13 protein-coding genes are annotated in these 14,354 nt (G+C 69.2%); all 13 read left to right on the forward strand.

Annotated elements, in window-relative coordinates:
• Positions 1 to 92 precede the first annotated feature (92 nt).
• Positions 93 to 884, forward strand: coding sequence for an ABC transporter ATP-binding protein (locus tag HNR02_RS08260; RefSeq protein ID WP_179775783.1), 792 nt, complete (start codon positions 93 to 95; stop codon positions 882 to 884).
• Positions 872 to 1,696, forward strand: a complete 825-nt coding sequence (locus HNR02_RS08265) for an ABC transporter ATP-binding protein (protein ID WP_179772576.1) — start codon at positions 872 to 874, stop codon at positions 1,694 to 1,696. The genes HNR02_RS08260 and HNR02_RS08265 overlap by 13 nt, the downstream gene beginning before the upstream one ends.
• A complete protein-coding gene (locus tag HNR02_RS08270) occupies positions 1,693 to 3,504 on the forward strand; it encodes an AMP-dependent synthetase/ligase (protein ID WP_179772577.1) in 1,812 nt (603 codons plus the stop codon). Before HNR02_RS08265 ends, HNR02_RS08270 begins: the two co-directional genes overlap by 4 nt.
• On the forward strand, positions 3,501 to 4,397 hold the full coding sequence (locus HNR02_RS08275; protein WP_179772578.1) for a branched-chain amino acid ABC transporter permease: 897 nt from the start codon (positions 3,501 to 3,503) through the stop codon (positions 4,395 to 4,397). Before HNR02_RS08270 ends, HNR02_RS08275 begins: the two co-directional genes overlap by 4 nt.
• Positions 4,397 to 5,494, forward strand: coding sequence for a branched-chain amino acid ABC transporter permease (locus HNR02_RS08280; protein ID WP_179772579.1), 1,098 nt, complete (start codon positions 4,397 to 4,399; stop codon positions 5,492 to 5,494). The genes HNR02_RS08275 and HNR02_RS08280 overlap by 1 nt, the downstream gene beginning before the upstream one ends.
• Before the next feature lie 14 nt (positions 5,495 to 5,508).
• Positions 5,509 to 6,783 carry an ABC transporter substrate-binding protein gene (locus HNR02_RS08285; RefSeq protein WP_179772580.1) on the forward strand — a complete coding sequence of 425 codons (1,275 nt, stop codon included), beginning with the start codon at positions 5,509 to 5,511 and terminating at the stop codon, positions 6,781 to 6,783.
• Positions 6,784 to 7,128: 345 nt separating this feature from the next.
• A complete protein-coding gene (gene pdhA / locus HNR02_RS08290) occupies positions 7,129 to 8,337 on the forward strand; it encodes a pyruvate dehydrogenase (acetyl-transferring) E1 component subunit alpha (protein ID WP_179772581.1) in 1,209 nt (402 codons plus the stop codon).
• Entirely contained in the window at positions 8,337 to 9,365 is a 1,029-nt protein-coding gene (locus HNR02_RS08295; protein ID WP_179772582.1) for an alpha-ketoacid dehydrogenase subunit beta, read from the forward strand. Before pdhA ends, HNR02_RS08295 begins: the two co-directional genes overlap by 1 nt.
• Before the next feature lie 6 nt (positions 9,366 to 9,371).
• Complete coding sequence (locus HNR02_RS08300) at positions 9,372 to 10,652, forward strand: dihydrolipoamide acetyltransferase family protein (RefSeq protein WP_179772583.1); 1,281 nt, start codon at positions 9,372 to 9,374, stop codon at positions 10,650 to 10,652.
• A 119-nt stretch (positions 10,653 to 10,771) separates the two neighbouring features.
• Positions 10,772 to 11,320, forward strand: a complete 549-nt coding sequence (locus tag HNR02_RS08305; protein WP_179775784.1) for a TetR/AcrR family transcriptional regulator — start codon at positions 10,772 to 10,774, stop codon at positions 11,318 to 11,320.
• Between the two features lie 29 nt (positions 11,321 to 11,349).
• Positions 11,350 to 13,278, forward strand: coding sequence for an ABC transporter ATP-binding protein (locus HNR02_RS08310; RefSeq protein ID WP_246338524.1), 1,929 nt, complete (start codon positions 11,350 to 11,352; stop codon positions 13,276 to 13,278).
• A 68-nt stretch (positions 13,279 to 13,346) separates the two neighbouring features.
• Positions 13,347 to 13,790, forward strand: a complete 444-nt coding sequence (locus HNR02_RS08315) for a hypothetical protein (RefSeq protein WP_179772584.1) — start codon at positions 13,347 to 13,349, stop codon at positions 13,788 to 13,790.
• A 101-nt stretch (positions 13,791 to 13,891) separates the two neighbouring features.
• Complete coding sequence (locus tag HNR02_RS08320) at positions 13,892 to 14,308, forward strand: DUF3558 domain-containing protein (RefSeq protein WP_312860946.1); 417 nt, start codon at positions 13,892 to 13,894, stop codon at positions 14,306 to 14,308.
• Positions 14,309 to 14,354: the final 46 nt, after the last annotated feature.

Below are 14,354 nucleotides of genomic sequence, written 5' to 3' on the forward strand. Positions count from 1 at the left end.
CACCTTCCGTATTCAATGTGATCTCAGTCACCTACTTTAGGTGCCTTTTGCCCGGTTCGATGAGGAACGGAGGGCACGCCGTGTCACCACCCGTGTTGTCGGTGAACAACCTCGAAGTGGTGTACGACGACGTGGTGCTCGTCCTGCGCGGGCTCAGCCTGGAGGTCCCCGACGGCGCGATCGTCACCCTCCTGGGTGCCAACGGGGCGGGCAAGACCACCCTGCTGCGGGCGATCACCGGCCTGCTCATGCCGCACCGGGGCAAGATCACCAAGGGCACGATCCGGCTCGGCGAGGACGACATCACCGGCGCCGACCCCGCCGTCGTGGTGCGCCACGGCATCGCCCAGGTGATGGAGGGCAGGCGGATCTTCGCCGAGATCACCGTCGACGAGAACCTGCGCACCGGCGCCTACACCCGCCGCGGCCGTGCCGAGGTCCGCGAGTCCTACGCACGGGTGATGGACCTGTTCCCGGTGTTGCGGAACCGCCGCCGGTCGATCGCCGGTTACCTCTCCGGCGGCGAACAGCAGATGCTCGCGATCGGCCGCGCGCTGATGGCGTCCCCGGAACTCCTGCTGCTCGACGAACCCTCGCTGGGCCTCGCGCCGAAGCTCGTCGAGCAGGTGCGCGACATCATCGTCGAGATCAACGGCCAGGGCACGAGTGTCCTGCTGGTCGAGCAGAACGCCGTGATGGCGCTGTCGATCGCCGGGTTCGGCTACGTCGTGGAGACCGGGAAGGTCGTGCAGGACGGTCCCGCCGCCGACCTGCTCGCCGACGAGGACATCCGCGAGTTCTACCTCGGCGCCGCCCAGCACGGACAGCGGCGCAGCCTGGCCGACGTCAAGAGCTACCGGAGGAAGAAGCGATGGAGCGCGTGACCACCAGCGACCCCGCACCCGCCCCGGAGGCCGAGTCCGAGACCGCTCCCCCGATCCTCGACGTCCGCGATCTGACGCTGCGCTTCGGCGGCGTCACGGCGCTGGACGGCGTCAGCTTCGCGGTCGGACGGGGCGAGCTGTTCGCCGTGATCGGCCCGAACGGCGCGGGCAAGACGTCCATCTTCAACTGTCTCAACGGGGTCTACCGCCCGCAGCAGGGCACGATCACGCTGGACGGAGGGAGCCTGGTCGGCCGCGCCCCGGCCGCGATCGCCGCGATGGGCGTGGCCCGCACCTTCCAGAACCTCGGCCTGTTCGAGCACCTGACTCTCGTCGAGAACCTGATGCTGGGCCGCCACCACCTGATGCGGACCGGGTTCGGCACCGGGATGCTGTGGTGGGGCCGGGCCAAGCGCGAGGAAGTCCGGCACCGCGCGGCGGTCGAGGAGATCGTCGAACTGCTCGAACTGGAGCCCTACCGCCGGATGCCCGCCGGGCTGCTCCCCTACGGCGTCGCGAAACGCGCCGAACTGGGCCGCGCGCTGGCGATGGAACCGTCGCTGCTGCTGCTCGACGAACCGGTCGCGGGCATGAACCTCGAAGAAACCGAGGACACCGCGCGCTACCTGGTCGAGGTCCGCCGCGAGCTGGGCCTGGCGATGATCCTGGTCGAGCACGACATGCGCCTGGTGATGGACCTGGCGGACCGGGTGCTGGCGCTGGACTTCGGCGTCGCGATCGCCACCGGGAAGCCGTCGGAGATCCAGAACCACCCGGCGGTCATCGAGGCATACCTGGGCGGTGCGCGATGAGCACGGCGCTGGCCGCACCGGCGGAAACCACGACACTGGCCGCGCGCCTGCTGGACAACGCGCGCAGCCTGGGCGACCGCACCGCGATCCGGGAGAAGCACCGTGGCCGCTGGCGCGAATGGACGTGGGCCGAGTACGCCGAGCGGGTCGCGAACGTCGCCGCGGGCCTGCGCGAGCTGGGCGTCCAGCCGGGCGACCGGGTCGCGATCCACGCGGAGAACCGGCCGGAGTGGGTCGTGGCCGATCTGGCCGTGCAGGGCATCGGCGCGATCAGCATGGGTGTCTACCCGACCTCCCCCGAGCCGGAGGTCGAGTACCTGCTGGGCCACTCCGGCGCGACGGTGCTGATCGCGGAGGACGAGGAGCAGCTGGACAAGGCGCTGGCCGTCCGCGGCAGGCTGCCGGACCTGCGGCACCTCGTCGTGATGGACCCACGCGGGGTGCGCGTCGAGGCCCGCGTGGACCTGATGACGTTCGAGCAGCTGGAAAGCCCGCGGGAAAACGCTTTCGGCGACTACGAGCGCGCGGTGGCCGCCCTCGATCCGGACGCCACGGCCATCCTCGTCTACACCTCGGGCACGACGGGGCCGCCCAAGGGCGCGATGATCTCGCACGCCAACCTGGTCGCGGCGGGCAGCACGTTCGTCGGCGCGCTCGGCGGCGGCCCGGACGACGAGGTCCTGTCCTACCTTCCGCTGTGCCACATCGCGGAACGGCTGACGTCGGTGATCGACTCGGTGTGGGCCGGCGGCGTGGTCAACTTCGGCGAGGGCGGCCCGTCCTTCCCGGGCGACCTGCGCGACGTTCAGCCGACCGTGTTCCTCGGCGTGCCGCGGGTGTGGGAGAAGATGCTGGCCGGCACCGAGATCCGGATGTCCGACGCCTCGCGTCTCAAACGCGGGCTCTACCGGTTCTGGCTGAACCGGACCCGCCGCATCGCGCCGCGCCGCATGACCGGGCGCCTGTCCGCGGGCGACAAGATCCAGCTCGCGCTGGCCGAGGTCCTCGTTTTCCGTGCCCTGCGGGAGAAACTCGGCCTCGTCCGGGTGCACACCGCGTTGTCCGGCGCCGCGCCGATCGCGCCGCAGGTGCTGGAGTGGCTGTGGGCCATCGGGGTCGGTGTGCGCGAAGGCTACGGGCAGACCGAGAACACCGCGCTGGCCACGATGACGCCGGCGGGCGACGTGCGGCTCGGCGCGGTCGGCCAACCCCTGCCGGGCGTCGAGGTGCGCATCGACGGCGACGGCGAGATCCTGACCCGCTCGGCGGGGGTGTTCCAGGGCTACTTCCGCAATCCGGCGGCCACCGCGGAGACGATCGACGCCGAGGGCTGGCTGCACACCGGTGACGTCGGCGAGATCGACGACGACGGTTTCCTGCGGATCACCGACCGCAGGAAGGACATCATCATCACCGCGGGCGGCAAGAACGTGTCGCCGTCGGAGATCGAGAACCGGCTCAAGGTGTCGCCGTTCGTGCGGGAGGCCGTCGTGATCGGCGACCGGCGGCGCTACCTCACCGCGCTGGTCGGCATCGAGGCCGAGACGGTCGGCAACTGGGCGACCCGGCGCGGGCTCGCGTACACGACCTACGCCGACCTCTCCGCCAAACCCGAGGTGCACGCGCTCGTGCAGCAGGTGGTCGACGAGACCAACCGGGAGTTCTCGCAGGTCGAGCAGATCAAGCGGGTCACCTTGATCGGCAAGGAACTCGACCACGAAGACGGCGAGCTGACCGCGACGCAGAAGGTCAAACGGCGCGCGATCGAGCTGCGGTTCGAGCACGAGATCGAGGTGATGTACCGATGACGACGTTCCTGCAGAACTGCTTCGCCGGGCTCGCGCTCGGCTCGACGTACGCGTTGGTGGCGCTGGGTTTCGTGGTCATCTACAAATCGACCGGCGTGATCAACTTCGCGCAGGGCGGGCTGTTGGCGCTGGGCGCCTACCTCGGGTACACCTTCTCCACCAACCTCGCGATCGCGTTCGGGGTGGCGATCCTGCTGGCGTGCGCGTCGGCGGCGCTGGTCGGCGCCGGGTTCGAGCGGATCGTGCTGCGGCGCATGGTCGGGCAGCCGCCGTTCGCGGTCATCATGATCACCATCGGCCTGCTGTTCGTCCTGGAACCGCTGATCACCGCGATCTGGGGTTTCGACAACCTGCAGGTCACCAACCCGTGGAACATCCGGACGGTCGAGGCGGGCGGGATCGTCTTCGGGGTGCGGGACCTGTGGACGATCGGGCTCACGGCCGCGGTGGTGGTCGCGTTCTTCCTGTTCTTCCGCTACACCTCGCTCGGCCTGGCGATGCGGGCCACCGCGTTCGACCCGGAAGCGGCGCTGGCGCAGGGGATCAGCGCACGCCGGGTGTACGCGGTGTCGTGGGCGATCGCGTCGGCGCTGGCCGCGCTGGCCGGGATCACCATGGCGGCCGGGCCGGGCGGGCTCACCCCGTCGATCGGGTTCATCGCGCTCGCGGCGTTCCCGGCGATGATCCTCGGCGGGCTCGACTCGCCCGCGGGCGCGGTGCTCGGCGGCATCGTGATCGGGCTGGCCGAGGCGCTCACCCGCGGCTACCAGGACCAGCTGTTCTCCTGGGCAGGCGACAACGTGTCGATCATCGTGCCCTACCTGCTGATGATCGTGATCCTGCTGATCCGGCCCTACGGCCTGCTGGGAACCAAGGACGTCCGGAGGATCTGATGCCCAAGCCGCACCGCAACCTCGTCCGCGACTACGCCCAGGACCTGCGACTGTTCGGCTCGCCGATGTCGAAGCTCGGTCTGGTGCTGATGATCGCGGCGTTCCTGGTGCTGCCGACGGTGGTGCAGGACGATTTCTGGCTGTCCGTGCTGATCTACGCCGGCATCACGGCGGTCGGCGCGATCGGTCTCAACCTGCTCACCGGGTACTGCGGTCAGATCTCGCTGGGGCACGCGTTCTTCATCGGCGCCGGTGCCTACGTCACGGCCAAGGCCGGTGGCGACTTCGGGCTGCCGTTCCCGTTGTGGCTGCTCGCGGCCGCCGCGGGCGGCGCCGTGCTGGGCGGGCTGATCGGCCCGTTCACGCTGCGGCTGCGCGGGCACTACCTGGCGATCGTCACACTCGGGCTGGTGTTCCTCGGCGAGCACCTGTGGCGCAACCTCGACGACTTCACCGGCGGCAACTCCGGCACCTCGGTCGACGCCGACGTCGCGATCGGGCCGGTGAACTTCGCCGACCTGTCGATCTTCGGCGAGAGCTACTCCCGCAATCAGGGCTGGTTCTGGCTGGTGTGGACGCTGGTCGGGCTGGTCGCGCTGCTGGTGAAGAACCTGGCGCGCACCCGTCCCGGCCGTGCGCTGCAGGCGGTGCGCGACCGCGACCAGGCCGCCGAGGTGATCGGCGTGCGGGCGGGCCGGTACAAGATCGGCGCGTTCATGACCTCCAGCGCGATCGCGTCCACGGCGGGCGCGCTGTTCGGGTCCTACCAGCAGTTCGTCAGCCCCGACGAGTGGAACCTGCTGCTGTCCATCCAGTACATCGCGGTGATCATCGTGGGCGGTCTGGGCACGGTCTTCGGATCGGTGCTCGGGGCGCTGTTCGTCGGCGCGCTGCCCGCGTTGATCGACCGCTACAGCGACGTCATACCCGGCGTCCGGACCAGCGTGGGCGATTCCGGGTTCATCAGTGTCTTCGCCCTCAACCAGGCCATCTTCGGGTTGCTGATCGTGTTGTTCCTGGTGCTCGAACCACGCGGGCTCGCGGGCATCTGGCTCCGCATCAAAACCTATTTCAAGACCTGGCCCTTCTCCTACTAAGTCCAGGAGGCGTCATGAAAAGAACGCGGATCGCGGCGGCGCTGGCCGCGGCGACGCTCGTGCTGGCCGCGTGCGGTGGCGCGGGCGACGACGAAGGCGGTGGCGGCGGCCAGGCGGGCAACCCGGGCACCACCACCGGATTCGACGGCACCACCATCAAGCTCGGCGTGCTGTCCCCGCTGTCCGGGCCGGTCGCGGTGATCGGGCAGCCGCTGACCTCGGGCAACCAGGTCTGGTTCGACGCACTCAACGCACGCGGCGGCGTCGCGGGCAAGTACAAGGTCGAACTGGTCCAGGAGGACACCCAGTACCGGCCGGAAGTCGCCGTGCAGCAGTACAACAAGGTGAAGGGCGACGTCGTCGCGTTCACCCAGCTGCTGGGCACGCCCTCGACGCTGGCCGTGCTGCCGCAGCTGCGCGCCGACAAGATGCTCGCCGCGCCCGCGTCGCTGGACGCGCTGTGGGTGCGCGAGGAGAACCTGCTGCCGGTCGGCGCGCCCTACCAGGTGCAGGCGATCAACGCCATGGACCACTACCTCACCGAGGGCGGCGGCACCAAGGACGCGAAGATCTGCACGATGGTCCAGGACGACGTGTACGGCGAGGCGGGCCAGGCCGGTATCGAGTTCGCCGCGAAGAGCTACGGCTTCACCGTCGCGAACACGCAGCGTTTCAAGTCGGGCACGGAGAACTACGCCGGGCAGATCGGCGCGCTCGCCGGGGCGGGCTGCCAGCTGGTGTTCCTGACCGCGACCCCGACGGACGCGGCGAAGATCTGGGGCACCGCCGCGCAGGCCCGGTTCGCGCCCCGGTGGTACGGGCAGTCGCCGAGCTACACGTCGGCGTTCGCGAAGTCCGCGATCGCGCCGTACCTGCAGGCCTACGTCACGATCGTCGCCGAGGGCACCGAATGGGGCGACGACTCCGTGCCGGGCATGACCGAGATGGTCGACCGCAAGAACCGGTTCGCGCCGCAGCAGGAGCCGGACTACTACTTCGCGTTCGGGTACAACCAGGCCCGCGCGATGACCGCGGTGCTGGAGAAGGCCGTCGAGCTGGGCGACCTGTCCCGCGACGGGATCCTCAAGGCCTCGCGCGAGATCGGCACCGTGAGCTTCGACGGCCTGATGGGCGACTACGAGTACGGCTCGGCCGACACCCGCAACCCGCCGCGGTCGAGCACGCTGTTCAAGGTCGACCCGGCGAAGCCGTTCGGGCTCGCCACCCTCAAGTACAACTTCAGTTCACAGGCGGCACAGCAATACCAGTTCACCAAGGCCAACCTGTAGTCACCCCACGTGACGCAGCTCACTCGCGGGTCACCTTCCGAGCGCGGAACGCGACGAAGGTGGCCCGCCTGTCACTTCCGGGCAGGTGGGCGCGCGCCAGCACGGCCGAACATCGGAGGGCCGTTCGTCGGGCTTCCTAGCGTTTGCGCAGCTCAGAGCGTGCTTTCAGAGCAACAAATCAGGCTCGGCCCTGCACTCCCGTGCCCTCTTCGTGACAGGATGACCCGGTAAGCCGTCACGGCCGACGGCTGCCGAGCGCTCCGGACCCGGAACGCCGGTGGCCGCTGGTCAGCCATCAGCGGCCGCCACAAGCGGCCTCGTGGCAGGACACCGAGGAGAACACGCATGCCGTCCCCCGAACAGTGGACGCACCCGGAGCCCGGCGAAGGACCGGCCGCACAGGCCGCCCAACCATCGCGGGAGCAGGTGATCGCCGGTTTGCGAAACACGGACGCGGGTGGCGCTGAGGTGACTCAGCTGCTCACCCCCGAAGGCGAACGAATCGCCTCGCCCCAGTTCGACCGCTACATCCCCGACATCGACCCGGAAGCGCTGCGCGGGCTCTACCGCGACATGGTGCTGGTGCGCCGGGCCGACCGGGAAGCCAACGCGATGCAGCGCCAGGGCCAGCTGGGCATCTGGGTCCCGCTGCTGGGCCAGGAGGCCGCGCAGGTCGGCTCCGGCCGGGCGCTGCGGCCGCAGGACATGGCCTTTCCGAGCTACCGGGAACACGGCGTGGCCTACACCCGCGGCGTCGACTTCAAGGAGCTGCTGGGCATCTTCCGGTGCACCGACCACGGTGGCTGGGACTTCAAGGCCCACGGTTTCCACCCGTACACCATCGTCATCGGCAACCAGGTCCTCAACGCCGCCGGTTACGCGATGGGGCAGAAGTTCGAGGGCAAGGTGGGTGACGACGAGGGCGAAGCCACGATCGTCTACTTCGGTGACGGCGCCACCTCGCAAGGCGACGTGCACGAGGGCTTCGTCTGGGCCTCGGTCTACGACGCGCCGCTGGTGTTCTTCTGCCAGAACAACCAGTGGGCCATCTCCGAGCCGACCGAGCGCCAGTCCCGCCTGCCGCTGTACCAGCGCGCCCGCGGCTACGGCTTCCCCGGCATCCGCGTCGACGGCAACGACGTGCTCGCCTGCCTCGCGGTCACCCGCTGGGCGCTGGAGGAATGCCGCCACGGCAACGGGCCGGTGCTGATCGAGGCGTTCACCTACCGGATGGACGCGCACACCACCACCGACGACCCGACCCGCTACCGGCTCTCCGACGAGCTGGAGGTGTGGAAGCACAAGGACCCGATCGAGCGCGTGCGGGTGCATCTGGCCCGCGGCGGTCACGCCGACCAGGCGTGGTTCGACCAGGTCCAGGCCGAGGCCGACGCGTTCGCCGCGGATCTGCGGGAGTTCTGCTTCAACATGCCGGAGCCGCCGCCGGACCGCGTGTTCGCGAACGTCTACGCCGACCCGTCGCCGGTGCTCGACTCGCAGCGCGACGAGTACCTGTCCTACCTGGCCGGTTTCGTGGAAGCGGGTGAGCGCTGATGGCCGCCCCGGTCAAGTCCCGTGTGGACGAAACGGCGTCCGCCGTGCAGAAGCTGACCATCGGCAAGGCCCTGAACCTGGGTCTGCGCGCGGCGATGGAGGCCGACGACAAGGTCATCGTCCTCGGTGAGGACGTCGGCAAGCTCGGTGGCGTCTTCCGCATCACCGACGGGCTGCAGAAGGACTTCGGCGAGCAGCGCGTACTGGACACGCCGCTGGCCGAATCCGGCATCATCGGCACCGCGGTCGGCCTCGCCGTGCGCGGGTTCCGGCCGGTGTGTGAGATCCAGTTCGAGGGGTTCATCTTCCCCGGCTTCGACCAGATCTCCTCGCAGCTGGCCAAGTTGCACTACCGGACGCAGGGCAGGGTCAAGGTGCCGGTGGTCGTGCGGGTGCCCTTCGGCGGCGGGATCGGGGCCGTGGAGCACCACTCCGAATCGCCGGAGTCGCTGTTCTCGCACATCCCCGGCCTGCGGGTGGTGTCGTGCGCGAACCCCGCCGACGCGTACTGGATGATCCAGCAGGCCATCGCCTGCGACGATCCGGTGCTGTTCTTCGAGCCGAAGCGGCTCTACCACAACGGCCAGCTCAAGTCCGAAGTGGACACCGCGACACCGGGCGGTCCGCTGTTCGCCTCGCGCGTGGTGCGCCAGGGCACCGACTGCACAGTGGTCGCCTACGGCCCTTCGGTGAAGGTGTGTTTGGACGCGGCTGCTGCAGCGTCTGAGGAAGGCCGGTCGCTGGAGGTCATCGACCTGCGCACGATCTCGCCGCTCGACCTCGGACCGGTGTTCGAGTCGGTGCGCCGCACCGGACGGCTGGTCGCGGTCAGCGAGGCCTCGTCGGAGTCGTCGATCACCTCCGAGATCGCGGCACGCGTGCAGCAGGAGTGCTTCTACTCGCTGGAAGCGCCGGTACTGCGCGCCACCGGGTTCGACACGCCGTACCCGCCGTCCAAACTGGAGGAGCACTTCCTGCCGGACCTGGACCGCGTGCTGCACACCGTCGACCGCGCGATGGGCTGGTGAGGCGGGGTGCCCGAGTACAAGCAGTTCCTGCTCGCCGACACCGCCGAAGGACTCACCGAAGCCGAAATCCTCAACATCCGGGTGCGGCCCGGTGACGAGGTCACGGTCAACCAGATCGTGGTCGAGGTGGAGACCGCGAAGGCGGCCGTCGAGCTGCCGATCCCGTGGGCGGGCGTGATCACCGAGGTGCTGGCGGAGGCCGGGGCCACCGTCGAGGTCGGGGCACCGCTGATGACCGTCGACGTGGACCCGGCCGGTTCCGCGTCCGCTCCGGCGCCCGCGGCGGCGGTCAACGGTGCGGCAGCGCCCGCCGAAGAAGAGATGAAGCCGCTGGTCGGGTACGGGTCGAAGGCGACGGAGGCCCGGCGGCGAGCACGCAAGACCGCGCCGGAACCGGCTCCTGCTGCCGCGGTGGCGCGGGGTGGGTACGTGCCGCTGGCGAAGCCGCCGGTGCGCAAGCTCGCCAAGGACCTCGGTGTCGACCTGTCGACCCTGGCGGGTTCGGCGGACGGCGGAATCATCACGCGCGAGGACGTGCAGCGTGCCGCCCAGCCCTCCCAGGTCACGGCCCGTGCCGCCGGGGCCGGGGAGCGCGAGCGCCGGGTACCGATCAAGGGCGTCCGGAAGGCGACCGCGGAGGCGATGGTCACCAGCGCCTTCACCGCGCCGCACGTCACGGAGTTCCTGACCGTCGACGTCACGCCGATGATGGAACTGCGGGAACGGCTCAAGAAGCACCCGGCCTTCGCCGGTGTGAAGCTGACGCCGCTGGCGTTCGCGGCCAAGGCGGTGTGCCTGGCCGCGAAGCGGACGCCCGACGTCAACGCGGCGTGGGACGAAGCGGCCGGCGAGATCGTCTACAAGGACTACGTGCACCTGGGCATCGCCGCGGCGACGCCCCGCGGTCTCGTGGTCCCGAAGATCCGTGATGCCGACGCGATGTCGCTGCCCGAACTGGCGAAGGCCCTCGACGAGCTGACCGCCACCGCGCGGGAGGGCAAGACGCCGCCGTCGGACATGGTCAACGGGACGATCACGATCACCAACGTGGGCGTGTTCGGCGTCGACACCGGGACACCGATCATCAACCCGGGTGAGGCCGCGATCCTCGCCTTCGGCGCGATCAAGGACGCGCCGTGGGTGGTGGACGGGCAGCTCGCGGTGCGGAAGGTGCTGCAGCTGGCGCTGAGCTTCGACCACCGCCTGGTCGACGGACAGCAGGGTTCGCAGTTCCTCGCCGATGTCGGCGCGCTGCTGGCCGATCCGGCCATGGCGATCACGTACTGAGTTCCGACGGGGCCGCGTTCCGGCGCGGCCCCGTTCTTGTAGTCACTTGACGGAGTGAGTGCTCACTCCGCACACTGGACGGCATGACCGAAACCCCATCGCGGCGTCGCGCGCCCGGCATGAGCGCGGAGGACCGGCGTCGCATGATCGTGCAGGCCGTGCTGCCGCTGGTGATCGAGCACGGCGCCGCGGTGACGACGGCGCAGATCGCGCGGGCCGCCGGCATCGGCGAGGGCACGATCTTCCGTGCCTTCACGGACAAGGACGAACTGATCGACGCCTGCATCGCCGAGGCGCTGAAACCGGACACCGCGCTGGCGGCAATCGCCGAGATCCCGCTGGACCAGCCGCTGCGGGACCGGCTGACCGAGGCGGCCGAGGCGATGTCGGCGCACCTGGAACGGATGGGCGCGCTGATGGCGGCGCTGCACTCGTCCGGCCGCTTGAAGCGCGGCGAGCACAAGAAGGGCGCGCGGATGGACTCGTTCACCGCGGTGCGCGAGGCCATCGCCGACCTGTTCACCCCCGGGGACGGCCTGCGGCTGCCCGCGGACAAGCTGGCCGGGATCTTCCAGTCGCTGCTGCTCGCGCGGCGCCGGGACGGCCAGGGGTCGCTGACCCCGGACGAGCTGATCGACGTGTTCCTGCACGGGGCGGTGACCGCGTGATGCACGGTGGCGGGGGCCCGTCATTCAGCATGAGACGGCAGTTGCGCCGGCACGCCGCCTCGGTCGCGCAGAGCGGGCTGACCGGCCCGGTCGACATCCCGGACCCGGTACGGGAGGACGAGCCGAAGGACCTGCGGTCGCGGTGGCGGCGGCTGCGGCAGTCGGCGGGCGGGACGGTGCGCGGGCTGCCACGGGTGGTCAAGCTCGCGTGGCAGGCCAGCCCGGTGATCACCGTGCTGATCGCACTGTCCACACTGGTCAGCGGCCTCGTGCCGACGGTGACCGCGTACGTGGCGAAACTGTTGCTGGACGCGGTGGTCGCGGCGGTGCAGCACCACGGCGGAACGGGGCGGATCGTCGAGCTGGCCGCGCTGGAGTTCGGCGTCTTCACCGCGACCGCGATCAGCACGGCGCTGACGAACGCGGCGCAGCAGTTGTTGCAGGAGCGGATGACCCTCACCATCCGGCACCGGGTCATGGACCACGCGAGCAAGCTGGACCTGCAGTTCTTCGAGGATTCCCAATCTTATGACCAGTTGCGGCAGGCGTCGCAGGAGGCACCGCAGCGGCCGATGACGATGCTGACCTCGGCGCTCGGCCTGGGGCGGACTTCGATCACCTTCGCGAGCATGATCGTGTTGCTGGTGTCGGTGAGCCCGCTGCTGGCGGTGGTGGCTTTGCTCGCGCCGGTGCCGGCGTTCATCTCGCAGGCGAAGTACGGCTCGCGGGGGTTCATGCTGACGCTGTTGATGTCCCCCGTCCGGCGGCGCATGGATTACCTCAACTCACTGGTCACCACGGACACGTACGCCAAGGAGACCAAGCTGTTCGGGCTCGGCCCGTACCTGGTGGACCGGTTCCTGCGGCTGGGGCAGAACTACTACGCACGCGAGCGGCGGCTGACGACGCGGCGGAACTTCGTCGGGACGGCGTGGAGCCTGCTGTCCACATTGGCCGGTTCGGGGATCGCGTTGTACATCGCGCTGGAGGCTGTCGCGGGCCGTCTGACGATCGGCGACCTGGCGTTGTACACGGCGGCGGCCACGGCGGTGCAGACGTCGGTGCAGGGTTTGTTCAGCGGGTTCTCGGGGATGTACGAAAACAACCTGTACCTGGACACGCTGTACCAGTTCCTGGAGACCGCGCCGCGGATCACGAGGCCCGCGGTGGTGAAGCCGTTGCCGGAGCCGGTGCGCGGTCACATCGAGTTCCAGGACGTGTCGTTCAGCTACCCGGGATCGGAGGAGAAGGCGCTGGACGGGGTTTCGTTCGAGATCCGGCCCGGTGAGACGGTCGCCGTGGTGGGGCGGAACGGGGCCGGGAAGTCGACGCTGTTCAAGCTGCTGTGCCGCCTGTACGACCCGACGGAGGGGCGGATCCTGCTGGACGGGGTGGATCTGCGCGAATTCGACCCGGACGAGCTGCGGACGCGGATCTCGGCGATGTTCCAGGACTACGTGACCTACCAGGGGACGGCGGCGGAGAACATCGGACTGGGCCAGCTGAGCGCCGTGGACGACCGCGAACGGATCTCGGACTCGGCGGCCCGCGCAGGTGTCGCTTCGCGGATATCCCGCCTCCCGCGGGGTTACGACAGCCCACTGGGCCGGTGGTTCGACCAGGGCGTGTCGTTGAGTGGCGGGGAGTGGCAGAAGATCGCCCTGGCACGCGCCTTCATGCGCGACGCCCCGATCCTGATCCTCGACGAGCCGACGTCGGCACTGGACGCCGCGGCCGAGCACGACCTGTTCGCCCGGTTGCGAGCCCTGGCCGAGGGCCGGACGACGCTGTACATCTCACACCGCTTCTCCACGGTGCGGCAGGCGGAGAAAATCCTGTTGCTGGACCAGGGCAGGCTCGCGGAGGAAGGAACGCACGAGGAACTGATGTCAACGGGCGGCGACTACGCGGCACTGTTCACCCTGCAGGCGGCGGCGTACCTGGAGGAGGCGGCGTAGCTCTCCGCAGCGAAGCTGTGACAGCGGGGTGGGCGGGCCGTTATCGTGCTGGCAGCGAGGGAGGGACGATGACCGAGAACGTGACCGGCGCTGGTGCGCAGATCGCCGACGTGTTCGGCGGCGAGCAACAGCTGAACACGATGAACACGGATGCGAAGCACATGCTCGCGGAGGCACAGGCGGGCAACTGGGCGGTGGACGAGGAGACCGGTTCGCATCTGCGACGGGCGGTCGAGCAGATGCAGACCGAACTGGGGAGGATCAGCCCGAAGATCTACCGGCTCCAACAAGCCCCGAAATTGGGCAACGACGCCTACGCCAAGCAGGTCGCCGCTCATTTCCTTACCGCAATGGATTCGGACGATCAGTCTCTCGTACGGGTCTTCCACGCGGCTCAGGAGATGTTGGAGACTCTTCGCCAAGCCATCGACATCGCAATCAGCAAATACGACGCCTCCGACCAGGCCGCCACCGACGCGTTGGCACCCCTCAAGAACCAGGAAACGAGTTGAGCACTCAGTTACGCCTCGGCTGGGCATTCACCGGGCTGGTCTGCCTCGGCTTCGCCGCTGCCGCATGCACCAGCACGGTGAGTGGCACAGCGTCACCGGCTGTGAGCTCGAACCCCGGCTCCGGGGCTGACGTTTTCGCCGGACTGAACGCGTGTCAGGTGGTGGAGCAACTCACGACGGGCCAGGGATTCGGCCCTGGGGAGAATATCAGCCGCCGCAACGAGTGCGATGCGACGAAGGACGATTTCGCCACCTACGGCCTTGCGCTGGATCCCGTGCAGGGACTCACCGAGTTCGCCGCGGCGAACGACGGTGAAGTGAGCCTTTCAGTCAACGAGCGGAACGCTTTGCAGGCGAACATCCCCACCGGCGGATGCGCCATCGCCATGGAGGTCGGGGACCACGCTCGCGCCATGGTGACGGTGTCGATGGCACGCTACAGCCAGGACTCGGAAGCCTGCCCGAACGCGAGGGCCTTCGCCGAGAAGGTGGAACCCCTGCTGCCCCAGAGCCGGTGACGGGCGCGAAGCATGTCCTTGACAACCTCCGAAACCAGGAAACCCG

This window comes from Amycolatopsis endophytica, assembly GCF_013410405.1.
Taxonomy (GTDB): Bacteria; Actinomycetota; Actinomycetes; order Mycobacteriales; family Pseudonocardiaceae; genus Amycolatopsis_E; species Amycolatopsis_E endophytica.

What these genes read in the sequence shown, in the direction of transcription:
- HNR02_RS08265 (WP_179772576.1), top strand. Translation starts at nt 872, where the DNA reads ATGGAGCGCGTGACCACCAGCGACCCCGCACCCGCCCCGGAGGCCGAG.
- HNR02_RS08270 (WP_179772577.1), top strand. Translation starts at nt 1,693, where the DNA reads ATGAGCACGGCGCTGGCCGCACCGGCGGAAACCACGACACTGGCCGCG.
- HNR02_RS08275 (WP_179772578.1), top strand. Translation starts at nt 3,501, where the DNA reads ATGACGACGTTCCTGCAGAACTGCTTCGCCGGGCTCGCGCTCGGCTCG.
- HNR02_RS08280 (WP_179772579.1), top strand. Translation starts at nt 4,397, where the DNA reads ATGCCCAAGCCGCACCGCAACCTCGTCCGCGACTACGCCCAGGACCTG.
- HNR02_RS08285 (WP_179772580.1), top strand. Translation starts at nt 5,509, where the DNA reads ATGAAAAGAACGCGGATCGCGGCGGCGCTGGCCGCGGCGACGCTCGTG.
- pdhA (WP_179772581.1), top strand. Translation starts at nt 7,129, where the DNA reads ATGCCGTCCCCCGAACAGTGGACGCACCCGGAGCCCGGCGAAGGACCG.
- HNR02_RS08295 (WP_179772582.1), top strand. Translation starts at nt 8,337, where the DNA reads ATGGCCGCCCCGGTCAAGTCCCGTGTGGACGAAACGGCGTCCGCCGTG.
- HNR02_RS08305 (WP_179775784.1), top strand. Translation starts at nt 10,772, where the DNA reads ATGAGCGCGGAGGACCGGCGTCGCATGATCGTGCAGGCCGTGCTGCCG.
- HNR02_RS08310 (WP_246338524.1), top strand. Translation starts at nt 11,350, where the DNA reads ATGAGACGGCAGTTGCGCCGGCACGCCGCCTCGGTCGCGCAGAGCGGG.
- HNR02_RS08315 (WP_179772584.1), top strand. Translation starts at nt 13,347, where the DNA reads ATGACCGAGAACGTGACCGGCGCTGGTGCGCAGATCGCCGACGTGTTC.